We start from the raw sequence: 21,027 nt of genomic DNA on the forward strand, positions 1-21,027 counted from the left end.
CGGTTACGCGATCCGGATGTCGAAGGCCTGGACCTCGTTCTTCGTCGTCTCGTAGGAAACGAGCAGGTGGCCGCGGTCCTGCAGCCGCTGACGCTGGGCCGCGGTCAACGGGATCGTCCAGTGCTGGACACCACTCGTCAGCTGCTGTGTGACCTGTTTCACCAGGTGCCCGCTCATGTCCGGTGACCACGGCGGCGTAGCGCCGTCGGTGATCGCACACGGCGTGAACCCGTAATCCGGCGCCGGGTCCGCCGTGCACGATGTCGTCCAGACCGGGATCGCCGCGAGCTCGCCGGCCGTCAGGAACGCCCGGGCGGTACCGGTCCCCTTCGACGACGTGACCAGTTGTACGGCGTTGCCGCTGAGTCCGGCGGACAGGATCTTCAGGTCGTCGGTCGGAACCCGTCCGGAGATCGGTACGCCGTTCCGCGCGGACTGCGCAATCGTTTGCGGCGAGAGGGCTCCGTTCAGGTTCGGGTTGGACACGTCCGGCGGTGCCGGTGTGGTCGGTCGGCCCGCCGGCGGGGTGTACCCGGGCAGCGTGGCGATCCCCCAGCGGTACGGGTCGGACTGCACGGACCCGAGCGCCGACCAGCCGAGTCGCGTACTCATGTCGATGTGCCGCAGCGTCGTCGTACCGGGTGCCGAGGTGTCGTCGTTGTCGTACGGCGTGATGTTCAGACCGAGGTGCGACGGGTCGACGGCGGCGGGCAGATCCGCCATCGGGATCTTCACCTCGACGTCGTACCCACCACCGGCATAAGCGTGCGGCACGGTCGTGTCGTTGCTGCCGACCCACTGCGCCGTCGACGCGACCTGGACGCCCGGCGCGTTGCCGGTGTCGAGGGCGCCGCTCGAGTAGCCCTGGTGGTTGTCGGCATCGCGCTCCCAGCAGGGGCCCCCGCTCTGGGTGAACGGGAAAATGCCGAGCTTGAACGTGTTCGCGGTGTCCTTGAGGCTCTGCGACGCGTTGCCGCGCGGGTCGAGCAGGATCTCGACGGAGTCCGCCTGCCAGTGCCCGACGCATTCGGCCGGAGTGACGGCGTACGACTGGTAGTCGTCACGGACGTGGATGAAGAAGTACAGCGCGTCACCGGACCAGCTGACCTTCGCCGTACTGCCTTCACCGGTTGCGGAAACACCGCAGTCGTCGACGCCGGTGCAGGTGCTCGCCCCCTGCCAGATCCGGCCGAGATCGAGCGCCGGCCCCGGGTACTCGCCCGGCTCGGCCTGACCGTCGACGACCGGAGTCGCCTGCGGAATTACCGTCGTCGGCACAAGTGTCAGGGTGAGGGTCTCTGCCCCTGCGCCACCTGCGTACGACGTTCTGATCGGGATGCTGACGTTCTGCTGTGCCGGCAACGTCGCGTCCGTGTTCGTCAGCTTGAAGGTGACGGTGACGTCGGCGCCGGGCGCCACGTCGTACGGCTTGTTGTTGGCGTCCACCGAGAAATTGTTCGGGAGGTCGAGGGAAACGGCGCCGGTCTGTTGCTTGGTCGACCAGTTGTGCACGACGACCGGTACGTCGATCGTCTGCCCGATGCCCATCGACTGGATCGCCTGCGAGCGTCCGAGCCGATCGGCCTGCGGTGCGGTCGCCTGCAGCCACTGGTCGTACTCCTGCCAGTTTCCCCACCGCTGGAAACGTCCTTCCGCGGCGGAAACGATCCGGACCACGTTGTCCGTGTAGCCGGTCGCATGCTTGGTCGTGTAGAGCGCGGAGATCTTCGCGTTCTGGTCGACGGTCGCCGTGGTGGCCGGGGTGACGGTGAACGTGACGTCCGCACTGGATCCTTCACTCACCGGCTTCGGCCCGTCGGTCGTCCAGCCAGGTGGCACCGTCAGCTGTACGTTGCCCTTGGCAAGCGTTCCGCGAAGGTGCAGCGTCGCCTGGAACGGCTCACCGGCGACGTTGTAGAACCGGCTGAACGTCAGGTACTCGAGCGTGCCGAGCGGGAGCCCGCCCGGGTCGGGCTTCGTCGCGCCGAACAGGATCGCGTCGTCCCGGCCGGCCGGCGGACTGCTGTTCGGCTGGAACGGTACGAACGACTCGGTCATTCCGAACCGCGGACAGGCCGGCGCCGACACGCCCTTGTACATCACCCGACTCTGCGTCGGGTACGCCGCACGTCCCTCGTCGGACACCTGCTGCCAGATCTTCGGCGTACCGGCGGTCTGTCCCTGCGAATTGCCGCTCGGCCAGGTGTACGGCGAGTCGTACCCGGTCCAAACACCCGCGACCGGATCGAGTCCGGACGGGGTGAACCCGGTGGTGCAGTTCGCGGAGGTTGTCGTACCGCCCGTGCCCGCCGTCGACCCGCCGGAGAAGACCTTCTTCACCTGCCAGGTGCTGAGCGCGTGCGGACCCGTCAACTGCTCCGGGAACATGTTCGGGTCGGCTGCCGCGAGGACTCCTTCCCAGATCAGGCGGCCTGCCTGCTGGTGGTTCCCGTGCCCGGCGGCGAGCGTCGGCGTGAAGCCGATGTATACCTCAGGCTGGGTCTCGCGGATCACCCGCGTAACCCGCCGGAGCGTCTCCTGCTCGTCCCAGAAGTACTGCGTCAACGGCGCACTCTGGTTGTAGAAGAAGTCGATCGGGTCGAGGTTGAAGATGTCGATCGTCCCGGACCGGTAGTGCGCGACCCGGTCCTCGTTCTCCCGGCGGAGGCCGAGGTCCGGACCCAGTTCGGTGCCGGCCGCGTTCCCGCCGCCTTCGCCCCGGGTCACCATGATCACGCCGCACTTCACGCCGTACAGCTGATGCCAGACGCCACACGGCCCGATGAAGCTCGTGTCGTCGTCCGGATGGGCCCACTCCCCCATCACGTCGATCTTCGTCTTCGCGTCGGCGACGTACTGCTTCACGTGCTGCCCCTGCGCCTGAGCAGGCACCGGCAACACGGCCAGCAATCCGAGAACCAGAAGCCCCACAATTCGCTTCACGAGCACACTCCAAAGGCGGCGGAGGCACCAGCAACTCTCCAGTCCTACGTCTCCCCCACCCACCCCGCAACACCAAACCGCGCGCCACGCCGAACCGAGCACCCCTCGCGGGGACTGACGATAGGTAATAGCCCATGCCGAGTCCCCGGGACCTCTTCCCAGTCCCGCGCGGGGCCTCAGGTGAGGAGTAGGCGGGTGGCCTCGGGGAGAGCGTGGGCGACGGCGATTGCTGTGGTGGGGCCGCCGCTGGAGGCCAGGTTGGCGGCGGCAGCGTGGAGGTAGGCGCCTACGGCTGCCGCGTCCAAGGGTGAGAGGCCCGCGGCGAGTAGTCCGCCGCAAAGGCCGGCCAGTACGTCGCCTGCGCCGGCCGTGGCCAGCCACGGCGTTGCGTTGGTGTTGACGCGGACCTCGCCGTCGGGGCTCGCGATCACGGTCGTAGCGCCCTTGAGAAGAACAGTCACGTCGAAGCGCTCGGCTGCCATTCGCGCGTACTTCAAGCGCTCGGCTTCCACCGTCGCGCGCTCGACACCGAGCAGCCGCGCGAGCTCACCCGCGTGCGGTGTGGCCAGTACGTCGACGTGGTCGCCGGAGTCGTCGAGCGCCTTCAACCCGTCGGCGTCGAGCACAACCGGTTCGTCGGCGTCGAGCAGTTCGCGGATCCGGGGTACGTCGAGGTCGTCGCCGAGCCCGGAGCCGATCGTCCACGCCTGCGCGCGCCCGTCGCCGACGACCTCCGGGTGCGCTTCCCGGACCGCCGCGGCGACCGCGTCCGGACCCACGTAGCGGACCATGCCGACCGGGGCCGCGAGGGCTCCGGTGGTGGCGATTACGGCAGCGCCTGGGTATTGGGCAGAGCCGACGATCAGGCCCAGTACGCCGCGAGAATACTTGTCGGATTCGCCGTGTGGGACCGGGTACAACGCCCGTACGTCGGACGCCTGGAGGGACTGTACGTCGGCGGGCGGCGGGGTCAGGCCGATGTTGACGAGGTGGACCGGGCCGCAGGCCGACGCGGCGGGGTCGATCAAGTGACAGATCTTGTGGGTGCCGAAGGTAACGGTCAGGGCCGCGCGTACGTGTGGCTCCGGCGTCTCCCCCGTGTCGACGTCGACTCCGGACGGCGTGTCCACAGCGACGATCGGTACGCCGTACTGCTCGGCCAGCCGCACCGCGGCCAACGCGTCCGGCCGCAACCCCGGCCGTCCGCCGATGCCCACGATCCCGTCGAGCACGACGTCCGCGCCCACGATGTCGTCGGCCGGCCCGACCCGTCCACCAGCAGACTGCAACGCCGCGAGCCCGCCCGCATGCGCGTGGGACGACAGCAGTACGGCGGTCACCTGCGCGCCACGCCGCGCCAGCCGGGCCCCGGCGTACAGCGCGTCCCCGCCGTTGTCGCCCGACCCGATCAGCAGCACCACGCGAGCGCCGTACGTACCGCCCAAGAAGTTGCCAACAGCAACAGCCAGCCCGGCCGCAGCGCGCTGCATCAACGTGCCGTCCGGGAGCTTGGCCATCAGTTCGGCCTCAGCCGCCCGGACCTGCTCGACCGTGTGCGCGTGGCGCATCGTTCAGCCCTCCAGTACGACGACCGCGGACGCGATACCGGCGTCGTGGCTCAGGGACAGATGCAGACTCTGTACGCCGAGCTTCGCCGCCTGCGCCGCGACCGTACCCGTGATCTCCAGCCAGGGCCGCCCGGTCTCGTCGGTCTGGACCTCGGCGTCGTGCCAGTGCATCCCGGCGGGCGCGCCGAGCGCCTTCGCCAGCGCCTCCTTGGCCGCGAACCGGGCCGCCAGCGACGCGGGCGGCTTGACCGCCTCGACCGCGGTGAACACGCGGTCCCGCAACCCCGGCGTCCGTTCGAGCGTCCGCATGAACCGATCCACGTCGACCACATCGATGCCTACGCCGACGATCATGTTCCTCACCCTAGCCGACCGCCGATCAGCCACCTCTCAGCTTCTGACCTCTACGCTCGCCGACCATGCGATCACGAGTCTTCCCGGCCCCGAAGGTGCCCGCGGTCTTCGTCATGTTCTGGGTGGTCAAGCTGCTGACCACCGGCATCGGCGAGACCGCCTCCGACTACCTCGGCAGCGTCAGCATCCCGCTGGCCGCCGTCATCGGGGTCGGTACCTTCGGCACTGCCCTCTATTTGCAACTGAAGGCCAACACCTACCACCCGGTGCGTTACTGGATCACGGTCCTCGGCGTCGCGCTCTTCGGCACGATGATCGCGGACGGACCGCACGTCGCGCTCGGTACGCCGTACTGGTTCGACTCGATCGTCTACCTCGTACTGCTGTGCACCCTGCTGACGTGGTGGCGCCGCAGCGAAGGCACGATCTCGGTGCACTCGATCACCACCGCGCGGCGCGAACGGTTCTACTGGGGCGTCGTCCTGCTGACCTTCGGCCTCGGTACCGCTGTCGGCGACGCGACCGCGATCGACTTCGGCCTCGGCTTCACCTGGTCGATCGTGCTCTTCGCCGTACTCATCGTGCTACCGCTCGGCCTGTGGAAGCTCGGCCTGAACGTCACGGTCGCGTTCTGGTCGTCGTACGTACTGACCCGTCCGCTCGGAGCGTCGATCGCCGACTGGCTCGGCAAAGGCACCCACGACGGCGGAGTCGGCTGGGGCATCGGACCCGTGACCGTGGTCGGACTACTGCTCTTCGCCGTACTCGTCGTCTATCTGACCGTGACCCACAGCGACGTCGACCACGCCGCCCGCTCCGTTGACCGTGAACCGGTCCTCGACTCACGCTCCTAGGAGCGGCCCGGTGGACTGACGGACCTTCATGTCGACGGCCAGGTCCAGCCGGAGCGCCGGCGGCGTCTTGCCACGGGAGAGGTCGAGTACGACGCGTGCCGCGAGCTCGGCCATCTGGTGGAGAGGTTGGTGGACCGTAGTCAGCGCGGGCGTGACCCACTGCGCGACCGGGAGGTCGTCGTACCCGACCACGGACAGGTCGCGCGGGACGTCGAGGCCGAGCTCGCGGGCGGCCTGGTACACGCCGAGCGCCTGCATGTCGCTGCCGGCGAAGATCGCGGTCGGCGGGGTGGGTCGGCGCAGCAGTACGAGCGCCTCGCGGTAGGCGCCGTCGACCGAGAAGTCGGCCCACCGGATGAGCGCCGGGTCGAGGTCGGCTCCGGTCGAGCGCATCGCGTCGGTGTAGCCGTCGACGCGCTGCCGCGAGCACAGCGTGTCCGTCGGGCCGCCGATCATCGCGATCCGCCGGTGGCCGAGGTTCCGCAGGTGGGTGGTCGCCATCCGGCCGCCGTTCCAGTTGGCGGAGCCGATCGACGGTACGTCGTCGCCGACGTCGCCGACCGGATCGACCACCACGAACGGGATCCGCCGGGTCTCGAGCTGCGCGCGCTGGTCGGCGTCCAGGTCCGAGAACACCATGATCACGCCGAGCGGCCGCCGGTTGAGGACCGACTCGATCCACTCCTGCCGCGGGCGCGACGCCCCGCCACACTCGGACAGCACGAGTTCGACGCCCTCGGCCCGGGCGACCTGCTCGACGCCGCGGATCAGCTCCATCGCCCACTCGCCGCCGAGCTGGCTGAACACCAGGTCGATCATCGGCCCGGCCGCCGTACTCGCGCTGCGCCGCCGGTACCCGTGCTCCTGGATCAGGCTCTCGATCCGGGCCCGGGTCGCCGCGGCGACGTCGGACCGCCCGTTCAGCACCTTGGACACGGTCGGCACCGAGACCCCGGCCTGCTCCGCAATTTTCGCAATCGTCGGCCGCTCGTCCACGACACCTCCGGGTCCGAAACTTTCGGACCAGACTACCGGTGGATCGTGCGGCCGTGGGCGTCCGGAACGCCGCTGAGGCGGTAGAAGTAGGTGTTGACCTGGTCACGCCACTCGCGCGCGTTGGCGAGTTGCCGGTCGAAGCGCGCGGTCACGTTCTCCCGTACGACGGGTTCGAAGCGCTCGGCGACCGCCCGCCAGCGTGCGACGATCGCCTCCACCTCGGCGTACCCCTGGAAGTGCGTGTCGTAGATGTGCTGCAGCACCGTGCTCCCGCTCTGCAGCACGTGGTCGTAAGGGACGTGGTGGAAGAACAGCAGCAGCTCGTCCGGACACGTGTAGACGTCCTCGTACAGGCTCGCGAGCGGTTCCGGGTACTGCCCGGTGAAACCCGAGCCGGTCTTCACCGTCCGGTCCGCGCCGACGCCGTTCCGGTCCGCGTAGTGGTACGACCCGCGCCCGGAGTACTCGTACCCGTTGACGTTGGGTCCGTAGTGCGTGACCGGGGTGACCATGTACCCGACGCCGAGCGGCGCGGTGTACCGCTCGTACGTCCGCCACGAGCCGGCCATGATCGCGACCAGCTCGCTCCGCGTCCGGTCGTCCATCGCGAAGGTTGCCGCGGCCCACTCGTGCAGCAGGCTGACCGGGTCCGCGGCGGGGTCCCATGCCAGCCGGCCGAAGGCGTACAAGTTGCTCTGCGCAAGCTTGTGTCCGGTCCAGTTGCCGTCGGCACCGACATTCGAGACGGCAACGATCGCACCGATGCGGTCGGCAACGGTTGCCCCTTCCACACCGGTGGTGCCGAACTGCAGGATCTCCCGCCACCACGGCCCGAGGTAGCAGAGGTCCTGCTGCTGCCCGGAGAACTCCTGGGTGACCTGCAGCTCGATTCCGAACCCGGTTTCCTGCAGTTCCCCGAAGAGCGGCGAGACCGGTTCCCGGACCTGGAAGTCCAGCGGTCCGTGCTTGACCTGCAGGACCACGTTCTCCTCGAACCGCCCGTCCAGCGGCACGAACTCGTCGTACGCCGCCCGCGCCCGGTCCGCCCGTCGGTCTCGCCAGTCGTGGGACTGCTCCGCGCCGGGAACCCGCCAGAAAACGGTTCCGCCGTACGGCGCGACCGTCCGCGCGAGCAGGTTCGCACTCTCGACGTCGCGACCCGACCGGACCACCAGACCGCCGAGGTCGGGCACCATGTCGTAGACGCGGGAAACCGCCGCCGCCCACCAGCGGACGACCCGTTCGTCGTGCGGGTCGTCGACGAAGTCGATCGCCAGGCTGACCGCGATCCCGTACTCGCGGAACACGCCGGCCAGCCGCGCGACATCGGGGAGTTCCGCGTTCGCGAGGGCGACCGCGTTGATCCCGATCGACGCCAGCAACCGTGCGTACGCCCGGACCCGGGACAGGTCCGGCACCACCGCGCCGTCGGCGAAGAAGATCGAGCCTCCGGAGTAACCCCGGCGTACGGCACCGGACAGTTCGTCCCAGTGGTCCAGCATCCGGATCGGCACGGCGGGTCGCTCGACGACGGTGAAGTCGCCGCTCATCCACTCGAAGTACCGCAGCAGGTAGAAGTAGCCGTACAGGAGACCGTGCCCGCCCTCCGCCGCGACGACGAGATCGTTGCCTCGTCGCAGCACCAGGAAACCCTCGACCCCCAGCCCGTGCTCGGGTAGCGCGGCCTCGACCTGCTGCCAGAGCGGTGTCTCGCGGATCCGGCTCAGCGTGCAGACCGCCACTTGCACGTCGGTCCGGAACCGGCGGGTCTGCCGCACCTCGGCTCGGATCGTCTGGGCCAGCACCCCGGACGCGTGCACGGTCACCTCGGGCAGCCGCTGGGTGGCCAGCCAGGCTTGATCTGCACTCATCGCGGGTGATGCTTACATACCAGCCGGTCACCGGGCGGTGACCGAAAGTTTCGAGACCGTACCGTAGCTGAGACGCACCGTGGCACAGCTGAGACCAAGGCCACGCTCGCCCGATGTGGGTGCATCCGGCGCCGGTGGGAACAATGGGCCACATGCTGCAGCCGTCGCGGGAGGTGACTCCCTACACCGAGCTCGACCGGGCCACGTGGGCCCAGTTGGCCGAGACCACGATCTCCCCGCTGACGGCCGGCGAGGTGGAACGGCTGCGCGGCCTCGGCGACGAGATCGACATGGACGAGGTCCGCGAGGTGTACCTGCCGCTGTCCCGGATCCTGTCGCTGTACGTCCGGCACGCCCGCGCACTGCATGCCGACACCGAGAGTTTCCTCGGCAAACCGGTCGCCACCCGGACCCCGTTCGTGATCGGGATCGGCGGATCCGTTGCCGTCGGCAAGTCGACGACGGCCCGGCTGCTCCGCGAACTGCTGGCCCGCTGGCCCGAGCACCCGCGGGTCGCGCTCGTCACCACCGACGGCTTCCTCTGGCCGAACGCCGAACTCGAGCGCCGCAACCTGATGCAGCGCAAGGGCTTCCCGGAGTCCTACGACCGCAAGTCGCTGCTGCGCTTCGTGGTCGAGGTGAAGTCCGGGATCGACACGGTCGAGGCGCCGGTCTACTCGCACCTGCACTACGACCGGATGAGCGGCGTCCGGACCACGGTCGAGCAGCCCGACATCCTGCTCCTCGAAGGTCTGAACGTGCTGCAGCCGGCACCCCGGCACGCGGACGGCAAGAGCGGGCTCGCGGTCAGCGACTTCTTCGACTTCTCGGTGTACGTCGACGCGGCCGCCGACGACATCCGGTCCTGGTACGTCACACGTTTTCTGAAACTGTGGGAAACAGCGTTCCGCAACCCCGAGTCGTACTTCGTCCGGTACGGCGAACTCAGCCGCGCCGAGGCGATCAAGAAAGCCGAGTCGCTCTGGGACGGCATCAACGGCCCGAACCTGCGCGAGAACATCCTCCCCACCCGTTCCCGCGCCACCCTGGTCCTCCGCAAAGGCCCCGACCACGCCGTCCGCTGGGTCCGCCTCCGCAAACTCTGACCCCCGCCGAGTCGTGGAATTCGGCTGCCGACACGCCGACAACGCCGACAACGCCGACCAGAATCCACGACTCGCCGGCCGGGGCTCGGTTCGTCAGGGGCGGAGGCGGAGGGTCGGCAGGACGGCGAGGGCGACGACGGCGGCGGTCAAGGCGAAGGCGGTCGGGTAGCCGATGCCGGAGACGATCGCTCCGAAGGTCAGGGCGCCGAGGCCCCAGCCGCCGTCGTACGCCAGGTTCCAGAGCGCGCTGACCTGGCCGTAGCGGCTGCGGTCGACGCGGTTGTACATCAGGGTCAGCGTCAGGTTCTGCGCAGCGCCGAAGCCGGCGCCGAAGCACGTCGAGCCGACCAGGATCGCGACCGGGCTGGGGAGGAAGACGAGCGAGCCCGCACCGACCGCGGCGAACCCGATCGCAAGAGCGAGCAGCTTCGCCGCACCGATCCGGTCCGCGTACCGGCCGGCCAGCCACCGGGCGAGCGGAGCCGCGATCGCCTGCAGCAGCAGGGCTGTCGCGACCATCGGCTGCTTGCCGGCAGCAACGGCCAACGGAAGGAAGGTCACGCTGATGCCCGCGGCAACGGTGACCGCGGCAAAGACGAGCGACGGCATCAGCAGACCGCTTCGCCGTACTCCGCCGAGCACCTGAACGTGCTGCTCTCCGGCGCCGACCTTGGCCGGCACACCGATCAGCGTCACGAGTCCGGCGAGCGAGGTGACCGCGGCGAGGACGAACAACGCGCCGAACCCGATCACGTGGGTCAGGTACACGCCGAGCGGGAGCCCGATCACCGCGGGAACGCCGACCGCCACGCCGTACACCCCGAGCGCCTCGCCGCGCCGGGCCGACGGGGTGAGGTCCGCGACCAGCGCGACCGCGCCGACGACCAGGATCGCGAGGCCGGCGCCGCGGACGATGCAGACGGTGAGGACGACCGGCAGCGCGGCGGTCGCGAGCAGGACGAGTGCCGGTGCGCCGAGGAGAACCAGCCCGAGGCCGAGGACGACCTGGTAGCCCCAACGGGCGAGCATCCGCGGTACGAGCAGCTCGACGCCGACCGCGGCGAACATCATCGCGGCGGTGGACAGCCCCGCGCCGATCCCGCCGGCGCCGTTCGCCGCGAGGTAGAGCGGGACGACGGAGGTCAGCAGGTACATGCTGAGCCCCGAGCCGAACACCATCGCCAGCAGCTTGGCGAACCGGGCGTCGAGCAGACGGTCGGCTACCTGGACGGTGGGGATCTCGCACGCGGTGGTCATGTCTCGAAGGTAGGGAGACACCGGTACGGCCTACAGATCCAGTTGCGGACCCGCGGGGAGGACCAGTTGTAGCAACATGTCGACAAGTTATCTTCTTGCCGTGGGAAGCCCGGTGTACGTCCGACTGGCGCCGTCCGGGCGCGAGCCTCGGTTGGCGGCTCACGCACTCCTGCTCGACCTCGCGGGCACGCTGGTCGACGATCCGGTTCTCGACCACGACGAAGCCGGCCGTCCGCAGATCCCTGGGCTGGCGGTGAGCATCAGCTACAGCCACCACCGGCTCGCGGTGGCGGCGTCGTACGACGGCCCGCTCGGGATCGATCTCGAGGAGTTCCGGCCGCGCGACGTCGGCGCGCTGGCCAGTCGTTGGTTCGACCCACGAGAGCTCGACTGGGTGGACCGGCAACCCGATCAACTGCAGGCATTTCTCCGCCTGTGGACGGCGAAGGAAGCAGTCGGAAAGGCTCTTGGGCACGGGCTGGAGAACGCCGGCCTCCGTCGCCGAATGCCCTGTGGTGACACCGGAGCGGTGCCCGGTGTGGCCGGCCTCGCCGTGGTCCACAAGGAGCTGACGAACGCGGTGCTGGCGGTCGCGTGCCCCACCGGTGCGATCCTGTGCGTCACCGACTCTTGACCCACCGTGCGCACGTGGGTAACTTTCGCGACGCGGGGAAGTGTCCGTAATTCAATTACGATGGTGTTCGCCCCTGCCCGCCCGGACCCGGTTGGTGACACCGATGGAACTGACCCGACGCCAGACCCTCGGACTCGCGGCGGCCACCGTCGCCGGATCGACGGTCGCCGGCACCGCCACTGCAGCAACAGCCTCCGCCGCATCCGGCCAGCCGGACCGCTGGGTCCGCGACACGCTCCGCCGGATGACGCTGGAGCAGAAGGTCGGCCAGCTGTTCGTCTGCTACGCGTACGGCCCGACGGCCGGCACCGCCGACGCCCGCAACACCAGCCTGTACGGCGTCGCGACACCGGCCGAGGTGGTCGCGAAGTACCACCTCGGCGGCGTCATCTACTTCACCTGGACCGACTCGGTCCGCGACCCGGAGCAGATCGCCGGGCTGTCGAACGGTCTGCAGGCGGCGGCGCTCGCGGACGCCGGGATCCCGCTGCAGATCGGCACCGACCAGGAGTACGGCTCGGTGGTCAGGGTCGGGCCGCCCGCCACCCAGTTCCCCGGCGGGATGGCGCTCGGCGCGACCCGCTCCCCCGCGTTCGCCCGGGCGGCCGGCGCGATCGCGGGCCGGGAGTTGAAGGCGCTCGGCATCACCACCGACTTCGCGCCCGATGCGGACGTGAACGTCAACCCGCTGAACCCGGTGATCGGCGTCCGGTCGATCTCCTCGGACCCGGCGCTGGTCGCACAGCTCGTCGCCGCCCAGGTGAAGGGATACCAGCGCGACGGCCGGATCGTCGCCACCGCGAAGCACTTCCCCGGCCACGGCGACACCGCCACCGACAGCCACACCGGCATCCCGGTGATCGGTCACACCCGCGACGAGTGGACCCGGATCGACCTGCCGCCCTTCCAGGCCGCGATCCGGGCCGGCATCCACTCGATCATGACCGCGCACATCGTGGTCCCGGCACTCGACCCGTCCGGCGATCCGGCAACGCTGAGCCGGCCGATCCTGACCGGCATCCTGCGGCAGCAGCTCGGGTTCGACGGCGTGGTGATCACCGACTCGCTCGGCATGAAGGGCGTCCGGGACAAGTACGGCGACGCGGAGATCCCGCTGCGCGTCATCGAGGCGGGCGTCGACCAGCTGCTGATGCCGGTCGATCCCGGGCTGGCGTACAACTCGGTCCTGAACGCCGTGCGCGCCGGCCGGATCAGCGAGTCCCGGATCGACGAAAGCGTCACCCGTGTTCTGAACCTGAAGTACGACACCGGACTCGTCGAGCACCCGTACGTCGACGTGTCCCGCGTGCTGACAGTCGTCGGTACGCCGGCCGCCGCCGCGGAGGCCCAGCGGATCGCGGACCGCAGTACGACGCTCCTCCGCAACGACGCCGGCTTGCTGCCGCTCTCGCCCGCGCCGCGGAAAGTGCTCGTCACCGGGTACGGCCCGGCCGCGCTGGCGAGCGCACTCCAGAGGCGCGGCGCGACCACGGTCGTGAAGGACACCGGTACGACGCCGACGGACGCGAAGATCACCGACGCGCTGACCGCAGCGGCAGCCGCCGACCTGACCGTTGTGCTGACCAACAAAGCGTGGGACACCGAGGTCACCGACAAACTGGCCAAGCAGCAGAAGCTGGTCAACGGCCTGCTCGGCACCGGAGGCCCGATGATCGTGGTCCCGGTCCGGGATCCGTACGACGTCGCGTACTTCGACGCACCGCCGACCTCGCTCGTCACCTACGGCAGCACGGCGGTGTCGATGGAGGCGCTGGCCAAGGTCTTGTACGGCGAGATCGCACCGACCGGAAAGCTTCCGGTGTCGATCCCCGCGCATCCGGAAACTACGGAAACCTTGTTCCCGTTCGGGCACGGGCTGACCTTCGACCTCTCGTTCCGTTCCTGAGGAGACCGACATGAAGCGACGCAACCTTCTCGCCGGGGCCGGTGCGGTGGCCGCCGCACCGTTGCTCGACGCACCTTCCGCACAAGCTGTTTCCAGCCGGAAGGTGCTGACCGGCGCCGAGGTACTGGCGAACGACGGCTGGCGGGCCCTGGCCGGGCAGAAGGTCGGCGTGATCAGCAACCCGACCGGGATCCTGCCGGACCTGCAGCACATCGTCGACACCATGCACGCGTCCGGTGCGGTCGACGTGGTCGCGGTGTTCGGTCCCGAACACGGGTTCCGCGGCACCGCACAGGCAGGCGGGTCGGAGGGCGACCACGTCGACCCGCGGACCGGGATCATGGTGTACGACGCGTACGGCGCGACCGCCGACAAGCTCGCCGGCCTGTACACGAAGTCCGGCGTGGAGACCGTTGTCTTCGACATCCAGGACGTCGGCGCCCGGTTCTACACCTACATCTGGACGATGTTCGAGGCGATGCTGGCCGCGGTCCGCACCGGCGCGCGGTTCGTCGTCCTCGACCGCCCGAACCCGGTCGGCGGGTACGCCCGTGGCCCGATGCTGAAGCCTGGGTACACGTCCGGCGTCGGCAAGAAGGAGATCCTCCAGCAGCACGGGATGACGGTCGGCGAACTGGCCCGGATGTTCGACGCCGAGTACCTCCCGCTCGAGCCGAACGGCGGCCGGCTGAAGCAGCTCACTGTCATCGAGGCGAAGAACTGGAAACGCGACCAGCTCTTCGCCGACACCGGCTTGGGCTGGGTGATGCCGAGCCCGAACATGCCGACCCCGGACACCGCCCTGCTCTACCCGGGCCTGTGCCTGTTCGAGGCGACCAACCTGTCCGAGGGCCGCGGGACGACGCGCCCGTTCGAGCTGATCGGCGCACCGTACGTCGACTACCGGTGGGCGCAGGCGCTGCAGACCAAGGACATCCCGGGCGTCGCGTTCCGCGAGGCGTACTTCACGCCGTCGATCAGCAAGAACGCGAACGTCCTCTGTGGCGGCGTACAGGTACAGATCACCGACCCGCACCGGGTGGAGGCGATCACGGCCGCGACCCACCTGATCGTCGAGGCCCGTAAGCTCTACCCCGACTTCAGCTGGCGGGCGGAGACCCCACCCGGCCGCTGGATCGACCTGCTGACCGGATCCGATCGGTTCCGGACCATGCTTTCGGCGGATGCGACCGCCGAGGAGATCGTGGCAGCCTGGCAGTCCGAGACCGACGCCTGGACGGCCCGGCGCGCGAAGTACCTGCTCTACCAGGGAGCTCACCGATGAGACGGTGGGCTTCCCTGAAAATATGCACGATCACGACGATCTCAGCGGTGATACTCACGATGGCAACCCCTGCTGTTGCTGGCGGCAACAACTCCGGCCGGTTCGACCGTCCGTACGACGGTTACGCGCCGAAGTCGACGCTGCTGCGCGACGAGACCCCGGCGAAGGCCGGCCTGGACCCGGCGCCGATCGACGCCGCGCTCGCCCAGGTCGCCGCCTGGACCAAGCCGAACGGTACGGCGAAACCGTTGTACGCCGGCGCGGTCACGCTGCTCGGCCACAACGGGAAGATCGTCACCCGGACCGCCACCGGTCTCGCGCTGAAGTACGCCGACGGCGCCGGTACCGAGCTGCCCGCGGACCAGCAGCTCCCGATGCGCACCGACACGATCTTCGACCTGGCATCGGTGTCGAAGCTGTTCACGTCGATCGTGGTCATGCAGCTGGTCGAGAAGGGCAAGGTCGACCTGGACGCGCCGATCGCGACGTATATCCCGGAGTTCGCGGAGAACGGCAAGGAGGGCGTGACCGTCCGGATGGCGCTCACGCACACCAGCGGTTTCCCGTCCTGGCTGCCGTTGTGGAGCTCGCAGCCCGACCCCGCGTCCCGGCTGCACATGGCGCTCACGGCGAAGCTTCAGGACCCGCCCGGTACGAAGTACCTCTACAGCGACCTGAACCTGATCGCGCTCGGCGAACTCGCGCACCGCGTCACCGGCAAGACCCTCGACAAGCTCGTCGCCGACGGGATCACCAAGCCGCTACAGATGCGCGACACCGGCTACAACCCGGACCCTCGCAAGAAGCCGAGGATCGCTGCGACGGAGTTCCAGTCCTCCCCGCCGCGCGGCATGGTGTGGGGCGAGGTGCACGACGAGAACGCCTGGTCCCTCGGCGGCGTCGCCGGCCACGCAGGCGTTTTCAGTACTGCGGACGACCTGGCAGTACTGGCACAGACGTTCCTGAACGGCGGCAGCTACCGCGGCGCCCGGATCCTCAAGGAATCCTCGGTCACCGCGATGATCACGAACTTCAACCAGGCCTTCCCCGGCAACGACCACGGCCTCGGCTTCGAGCTCGACCAGCGCTGGTACATGGGCGGCCTGTCCGGACCGCGCACGGCCGGCCACACCGGCTACACGGGTACGTCGATCGTGATCGACTTCGACTCCCGCTCGTTCGCGATCCTGCTCACCAACCGGGTACACCCCAGCCGCGACTGGGGCAGCAACAACCCGGCCCGGCGCGCGGTCGCGCAAGGTCTCGCGCTGGCGCTCGGCGTCGGCCCGCGGCACGGCAAGGACGCCTGGTTCTCCGGTACGACCGACGACGCGACGACCACGCTCGCCACCACGGTCGACGTACCGGCAGGCGGCGCGAAGCTCGCGTTCGACCTGTTCGTCGACACCGAGGACTCCGACCTGCTGTACCTGGAGACGTCGAAGGACGCCAAGACCTGGACCATGCTTCCCTTCAGCATCAGGGACCGCGGCTCGGTGATCGACACCGACGGCTCGATCAGCGGCTCCGGCGACCGGCACTGGCACCAGGTCACCGCCGACCTGGATCCGGGCAAGCAGACGATCCGCTGGCGCTACACCAGCGACCCGCTGTACCAGGGCCGCGGGGTGTACGTCGACGGTGTGAAGATCACGAGCAGGGATGGTGAAATTCTCGATGGCGAACGAACGCCTGAGTCATTTACGGCCACAGGTTGGAGACTTTCGCGTCGGTGACCCCATCTCGTGCATAGTCGCCGTACCGTGGCTGTCATGAATTCAACGACCTCTCCAGAACCCACGGGGCCGCTGCTGGTCCGGGTCCGCGCGGTGATGCCCGCGCTGGCGCCGGCCGAGCAGCGGGTGGCGAACGCGGTCCTCGCGGACCCGGGCGGAGTGGCGGCGATGACGATCTCCGAACTGGCCGAGGTGGCGTCCACCTCGGAGACCACGGTCATCCGGTTCTGCAAGCAGATCGGCGTCCCCGGCTATCCGCAGCTCCGCCTGCAGTTGGCGGCCCAGTCGGCGCAGGAGAGCATCCGTCCGGAGATCGGCGGCGACATCGAGCCCGGTGACTCGCTCGCGGACGTGGTCAGGAAGGTCGCGTTCGCCGACGAGCGCGCGGTCCGCGAGACCGCGCAGCAGGTCGACGTGGACGCACTGGCCAAGGTCGTCGACGCGGTGGTGAAGGCCTCGCGCGTCGATCTGTACGGTTTCGGGGCCAGCGCGTTCGTCGCGATGGACCTGCAGCAGAAGCTGCACCGGATCCGCCGGGTCGCCTTCGCCTGGAACGACGTACACGTCGCGCTGCCCAGCGCCGCGCTGCTCGGCGACGGCGACGTCGCGATCGGCATCTCGCACACCGGTACGACGGTCGAGGTCGTCGAGGCCCTCGAAGAGGCGGCGAAGCACGGCGCCACCACGGTCGCGGTGACCAACTTCCCGCGCTCGCCGCTGGCGAAGACCGCCGACCTGGTGCTGACGACCGCCGCCCGGGAGACGACGTACCGCTCGGGCGCGATGTCCAGCCGGATCGCGCAGCTGACCGTCATCGACTGCCTGTTCATCGGGGTCGCGCAGCAGGTGCTGCCGGACGCCCGGAAGGCGCTCGAGGAGACCGCTTCCTCGGTCCGCGGGCACCGGCTCAAAGGTTCCGAGTGACGTCAACAGTTCCGTCAACTATGAACGGAATTGAAAATCCTTCAGTAGAAAACTAACATCGATCCTGTGACCTCACCGACCGAGCAGCGCAATCCCCGGACGCTGGCCATCGACGCGGCGGGCACGTCCGAGATCCTCCAACTCGTCAACAACGAAGACGCCCTGGTCGCGACGGCCGTCAGCGCGGTGATCCCGGAGCTGACGAAGGCCGTGGACGCCGCCGTCGAGGCGGTCCGCGGTGGCGGCCGGGTGCACTACTTCGGCGCCGGTACGTCGGGCCGCCTGGCGGTCCTGGACGCGGCCGAACTGCTGCCCACGTTCCACGTCCCCGACGGTCTGGTGGTCGCCCACCACGCCGGCGGTCTGCAGGCGCTGCTCCGCGCGGTCGAGAACGTCGAGGACTCCGAGGCGGGCGGCGCGTCCGACGCGGCCGCCGTCACCGGTCAGGACCTCGTCGTCGGCCTCGCTGCTTCCGGGAGTACGCCGTACGTCGCCGGCGCGCTGAAGGCGGCCCGCGCGGTGGGGGCGACGACCGTACTGGTGACCTCGAACCCGGACGCCCCGCTGGCGCCGCTGGCCGACATCGTGGTGGCCGCGGACACCGGGCCCGAGGTGATTGCCGGCTCGACCCGGCTGAAGGCCGGAACCGCGCAGAAGATGATTCTGAACGCGTTTTCCACCACGCTGATGATCAAGCTCGGCCGCACCTGGTCGAACCTGATGGTCGACCTGGTCGCGACCAACAAGAAGCTCCGCGGCCGGATGATCCGGATCCTCGGCGAGGCCACCGGCGCCGACGAGGCCGCCTGCGAAACCGCTCTGGCCGCCGCCGACGGCGAACTCAAGCCCGCCCTCGTCCACCTTCTGACCGGCACGCCGATCCCCGCCGCCAAGGCCGCGCTCGAAGCCGCCCACGGCCGGGTCGCGACCGCCTTAGCCGAGCTCGGCTGACCGCTCCACCGGCGGGCGGAGGACCAGCGTCGTGACGACGCCGGCCATGAACACCGCGGTGAGCGCGAACGGGACCGGGATCAGCGGATCCAGCAGTACGAGGACCGCGCCCAGCGGTACGACGACGTTCACGACCCGGTCGGCGTTGTCGCGGAGCGCGATCCACCAGATGCCGAGGACGAAGATCGCGATCGGGACCGTCACCGTGTAGGACGCGGCCACCTCGCTCAGCTCGGTGTGGTGCGTGATGCTGTCGATCTCCACCTCGATCCCGGCCGAGAACGCACCGGCCCCGGCGAACACGAAGTAGTGCACGTACCCGTACCGCAGTGAGCGCCCGAACGACGTGATCGCGGTGTGGTGCGGCGGCCAGAAGTAGATCCACCACATCGCGGCCGTGACCACCAAGGTGAGCACCGAGAGCGCGATGAGCGGGCCCAGGGACTCGTGGTCGTGCACCGCCTCGATGATCGCGTTCGCCGAGGCGAGCAGGCTCTCACCGAGCAGGATCAGCGTGAACAGCCCGTACCGCTCGGTGATGTGATGCGGGTGCCACGGCGTCATCCCACGCTGCTCGGCGACCACCGGTACCGCGAGCTCGGCGATCACGAACACCACCCAGGCGATCACCTGCATCGATCCCGGCATCACGAGCAGTGTCAGCCAGAGCACCTGGACGATCGCGATCCCACCGGCGTAGTACTGCGCCGTCCGCCGGCTGTCCCCCGCGGCGCGCGCCGCCCGCAGCCACTGCGCGATCATCGCCACCCGCATCACGACGTACCCGATCACGACGACGGTGAAGTCGTGGTCGGCGAAGACCTTCTCGATCCCCGCGGCGAGCACCAGCACGCCGCTCATCTGCACGATCGTGAGCAGCCGGTACAGCCAGTCGTCGGTCGCGAACGAGGTGGCGAACCAGGTGAAGTTCATCCAGGCCCACCAGATCGCGAAGAACACCATCACGTACGAGAGCACGCCACCCGCGATGTGCTTCTCGGACAGCGCGTGATGCAACTGCGCGCCGGCGACGCTGACCGCGATCACGAACACCAGGTCGAAGAACAGCTCCAGCGACGACGCGACCCGCCCCGGCTCGTGCGGATCCCGCGGCCGCATCGGAACCAACCGGGAGCGCGTCGTGGGAGGTGCCATGGCCCTTAGGCTAAACGGAGATGTCCACCGATGGGCGGAGCTTCGCGGCGGCGGCGAGGGCTTCGTGGGCCGGGTTGGCGAGGAAGTCCTTGATCAGTTGCCCGTCGGCCGGCCGGTCGAGGTGCGGGAGGGCGATCTGTTCGTACGCCGCCTGGAAGCGCGGGCCCCAACGCCGGGTCCCGAGCCGCGCCGTCCGGGAACAGTTGTCGACCATGTACGCGACGTCGCGGGCGTGCATGTACGGGAGCAGCGAGTCGACCGCCTCGATCACCGACTCATTCACGATCTCCGACCACGCGTGCCCACGGACCGCGAACTCGTCCACCTGCGCCATCATCGTCCCCACGAACAACCCGGCCGTTACCGCATCAACCCCACCCACCCGCGCACCGCGCCCGCCGCGGCGGGCGTGGACCTCGGCGCTGTGGGACCACATCGGGCTGCCGCCGATCTCTGTCATCGGCCGGTTCGCGAGTCGTTGCTCGGCGAGGATCACGCTGCGCAGTTCGGTGCCGTCGGCAACTTCGTCGTAGATCTCCGCGACCAGGTCCCGGGCCGGCCCGTACGCGGCGCAGTACGCGCGATCGAACAGTTCCTCGTCGTGCGCGGCGGCCCGTACCGCCGCGAGACCGTCGTTCGAGATGGTCCGCGCGATCGGACCGGTGATCGTCTCGGTCGAACGCTCGTACGCCGTCACCGGGTCCGCGCCCTCGATCCGGAAGTACCGGTACAGCGCCTCGACCAGACCGTGCACCGCGCCGAGCAGGATCGCCCGCTCACCGACGATGTCGGAGTGGTACTCGTCGGACAGCGTGGTCGCGAACGTGTACGGCGACCCGAGCGCGATCGACCACGCCAGCGCCCGGTCCCACGCGTGCCCGTCCGGGTCCGCGTGGACGGCGATGCTCGCGTTGATCCCGGCGCCGTTGACGGTCGCGCCCTGCTGGTACAGGCGCCGTACCGAATCCCCCATCCCCTTCGGGCAGACCGCGATCACCGCGTGCCCGTCCGGGAAGTCGCTGCCGAGCTCGCGCAGGTGGCCGAGCAGGAAACCGTGGGACAGGCCAATGGTTGCGTCCGGCTTGAGGACCGCGAAGATCTCCTCGTGGTGCGCCGCCAGCGCCGCGTCCGCGATCAACAGGATCACCAGGTCCGCGCCCGCTGCTACCTCGAGCCAATCCCCGAGCGTCCCGTCGGCCTCGCTGAACCCGTTCGCACGGGCGTCCTCCACGGACCGCGACCCCGGCCGCAGCCCCACCGCGACGCTGATGGTGGTCCCGGCGAGCGAGTCCCGAAGGTTCAGCGCTTGCGCCCTGCCCTGCGGACCCCACCCCAGTACGCCGATCCGCTCGACCCCGCGCAACGCGGCCGGCAGCAACGGGAACAGATCCCGCCCACCCCGCACGATCGCCTCGGTCCCGCCCGGCACGTCCATCGCTTCAACCCGAAACACCGAACTCTCCATGCCCACCAGTCAACGGTCCGCC

At 69.3% G+C, this 21,027-nt stretch carries 16 protein-coding genes; 8 read left to right on the forward strand and 8 right to left on the reverse strand.

Annotated elements, in window-relative coordinates:
• Positions 1-3: 3 nt before the first annotated feature.
• The 3 genes from ACZ5BU_RS05055 to ACZ5BU_RS05065 all read right to left on the reverse strand — a co-directional run bounded on the left by ACZ5BU_RS05055 (position 4) and on the right by ACZ5BU_RS05065 (position 4,865).
• Positions 4-2,943, reverse strand: coding sequence for a PIG-L family deacetylase (locus tag ACZ5BU_RS05055; RefSeq protein ID WP_465695658.1), 2,940 nt, complete (start codon positions 2,941-2,943; stop codon positions 4-6).
• A 176-nt stretch (positions 2,944-3,119) separates the two neighbouring features.
• On the reverse strand, positions 3,120-4,511 hold the full coding sequence (locus ACZ5BU_RS05060) for an NAD(P)H-hydrate dehydratase (RefSeq protein WP_465695660.1): 1,392 nt from the start codon (positions 4,509-4,511) through the stop codon (positions 3,120-3,122).
• 3 nt (positions 4,512-4,514) lie between these two features.
• Entirely contained in the window at positions 4,515-4,865 is a 351-nt protein-coding gene (locus ACZ5BU_RS05065) for a holo-ACP synthase (RefSeq protein ID WP_130384581.1), read from the reverse strand.
• 65 nt (positions 4,866-4,930) lie between these two features.
• On the opposite strand from ACZ5BU_RS05065, the gene ACZ5BU_RS05070 reads away from it, so the two are divergent.
• Positions 4,931-5,719: a COG4705 family protein gene (locus tag ACZ5BU_RS05070; protein WP_465695662.1), complete on the forward strand. Its 789-nt coding sequence runs from the start codon at positions 4,931-4,933 to the stop codon at positions 5,717-5,719.
• Here ACZ5BU_RS05070 and ACZ5BU_RS05075 read toward each other — a convergent pair.
• Together ACZ5BU_RS05075 and ACZ5BU_RS05080 are read right to left on the reverse strand one after the other, a co-directional pair.
• On the reverse strand, positions 5,708-6,715 hold the full coding sequence (locus tag ACZ5BU_RS05075; RefSeq protein ID WP_465695663.1) for a LacI family DNA-binding transcriptional regulator: 1,008 nt from the start codon (positions 6,713-6,715) through the stop codon (positions 5,708-5,710). The genes ACZ5BU_RS05070 and ACZ5BU_RS05075 overlap by 12 nt on opposite strands.
• Before the next feature lie 32 nt (positions 6,716-6,747).
• Positions 6,748-8,586, reverse strand: coding sequence for an alpha-glucuronidase (locus tag ACZ5BU_RS05080; RefSeq protein WP_465695664.1), 1,839 nt, complete (start codon positions 8,584-8,586; stop codon positions 6,748-6,750).
• 152 nt (positions 8,587-8,738) lie between these two features.
• Between ACZ5BU_RS05080 and coaA the strand changes: the two genes are divergently transcribed.
• The gene (gene coaA, locus ACZ5BU_RS05085) at positions 8,739-9,692 is read left to right on the forward strand and encodes a type I pantothenate kinase (protein WP_465695666.1); all 954 of its coding nucleotides are present in this window, start codon (positions 8,739-8,741) and stop codon (positions 9,690-9,692) included.
• A 93-nt stretch (positions 9,693-9,785) separates the two neighbouring features.
• On the opposite strand, the gene ACZ5BU_RS05090 is transcribed toward coaA, so the two are convergent.
• Complete coding sequence (locus ACZ5BU_RS05090) at positions 9,786-10,949, reverse strand: MFS transporter (protein ID WP_465695667.1); 1,164 nt, start codon at positions 10,947-10,949, stop codon at positions 9,786-9,788.
• Positions 10,950-11,049: 100 nt separating this feature from the next.
• Between ACZ5BU_RS05090 and ACZ5BU_RS05095 the strand changes: the two genes are divergently transcribed.
• From ACZ5BU_RS05095 to murQ, 6 genes are all read left to right on the forward strand, one after another.
• A complete protein-coding gene (locus ACZ5BU_RS05095) occupies positions 11,050-11,583 on the forward strand; it encodes a 4'-phosphopantetheinyl transferase family protein (protein ID WP_465695668.1) in 534 nt (177 codons plus the stop codon).
• Between the two features lie 103 nt (positions 11,584-11,686).
• The gene (locus ACZ5BU_RS05100; protein WP_465695670.1) at positions 11,687-13,489 is read left to right on the forward strand and encodes a glycoside hydrolase family 3 protein; all 1,803 of its coding nucleotides are present in this window, start codon (positions 11,687-11,689) and stop codon (positions 13,487-13,489) included.
• A 10-nt stretch (positions 13,490-13,499) separates the two neighbouring features.
• The gene (locus ACZ5BU_RS05105; RefSeq protein ID WP_465695671.1) at positions 13,500-14,774 is read left to right on the forward strand and encodes an exo-beta-N-acetylmuramidase NamZ family protein; all 1,275 of its coding nucleotides are present in this window, start codon (positions 13,500-13,502) and stop codon (positions 14,772-14,774) included.
• A 59-nt stretch (positions 14,775-14,833) separates the two neighbouring features.
• Positions 14,834-16,510 (forward strand): serine hydrolase domain-containing protein, encoded by a 1,677-nt coding sequence (locus ACZ5BU_RS05110; protein ID WP_465695672.1) that lies wholly within the window; start codon positions 14,834-14,836, stop codon positions 16,508-16,510.
• Between the two features lie 36 nt (positions 16,511-16,546).
• Positions 16,547-17,434 (forward strand): MurR/RpiR family transcriptional regulator, encoded by an 888-nt coding sequence (locus tag ACZ5BU_RS05115; protein ID WP_465695673.1) that lies wholly within the window; start codon positions 16,547-16,549, stop codon positions 17,432-17,434.
• A 66-nt stretch (positions 17,435-17,500) separates the two neighbouring features.
• A complete protein-coding gene (murQ, locus tag ACZ5BU_RS05120; RefSeq protein ID WP_465695675.1) occupies positions 17,501-18,385 on the forward strand; it encodes an N-acetylmuramic acid 6-phosphate etherase in 885 nt (294 codons plus the stop codon).
• Here the strand turns inward: murQ and ACZ5BU_RS05125 are convergent.
• Positions 18,368-19,540 carry a low temperature requirement protein A gene (locus ACZ5BU_RS05125; RefSeq protein WP_465695677.1) on the reverse strand — a complete coding sequence of 391 codons (1,173 nt, stop codon included), beginning with the start codon at positions 19,538-19,540 and terminating at the stop codon, positions 18,368-18,370. The genes murQ and ACZ5BU_RS05125 overlap by 18 nt on opposite strands.
• Before the next feature lie 10 nt (positions 19,541-19,550).
• Positions 19,551-20,993, reverse strand: a complete 1,443-nt coding sequence (locus ACZ5BU_RS05130) for a ketol-acid reductoisomerase (protein WP_465695678.1) — start codon at positions 20,991-20,993, stop codon at positions 19,551-19,553.
• Between the last annotated feature and the right edge of the window lie 34 nt (positions 20,994-21,027).

The organism is Kribbella sp. NPDC031520, from assembly GCF_055580825.1.

Excerpts from the sequence above, each read along its gene's own strand:
- ACZ5BU_RS05110 (WP_465695672.1), top strand. The coding sequence starts at position 14,834 with ATGGCAACCCCTGCTGTTGCTGGCGGCAACAACTCCGGCCGGTTCGAC.
- ACZ5BU_RS05065 (WP_130384581.1), bottom strand. The coding sequence starts at position 4,865 with ATGATCGTCGGCGTAGGCATCGATGTGGTCGACGTGGATCGGTTCATG.
- ACZ5BU_RS05080 (WP_465695664.1), bottom strand. The coding sequence starts at position 8,586 with ATGAGTGCAGATCAAGCCTGGCTGGCCACCCAGCGGCTGCCCGAGGTG.
- ACZ5BU_RS05070 (WP_465695662.1), top strand. The coding sequence starts at position 4,931 with ATGCGATCACGAGTCTTCCCGGCCCCGAAGGTGCCCGCGGTCTTCGTC.
- ACZ5BU_RS05060 (WP_465695660.1), bottom strand. The coding sequence starts at position 4,511 with ATGCGCCACGCGCACACGGTCGAGCAGGTCCGGGCGGCTGAGGCCGAA.
- ACZ5BU_RS05100 (WP_465695670.1), top strand. The coding sequence starts at position 11,687 with ATGGAACTGACCCGACGCCAGACCCTCGGACTCGCGGCGGCCACCGTC.
- coaA (WP_465695666.1), top strand. The coding sequence starts at position 8,739 with ATGCTGCAGCCGTCGCGGGAGGTGACTCCCTACACCGAGCTCGACCGG.
- ACZ5BU_RS05125 (WP_465695677.1), bottom strand. The coding sequence starts at position 19,540 with ATGGCACCTCCCACGACGCGCTCCCGGTTGGTTCCGATGCGGCCGCGG.
- ACZ5BU_RS05090 (WP_465695667.1), bottom strand. The coding sequence starts at position 10,949 with ATGACCACCGCGTGCGAGATCCCCACCGTCCAGGTAGCCGACCGTCTG.
- ACZ5BU_RS05115 (WP_465695673.1), top strand. The coding sequence starts at position 16,547 with ATGAATTCAACGACCTCTCCAGAACCCACGGGGCCGCTGCTGGTCCGG.
- ACZ5BU_RS05105 (WP_465695671.1), top strand. The coding sequence starts at position 13,500 with ATGAAGCGACGCAACCTTCTCGCCGGGGCCGGTGCGGTGGCCGCCGCA.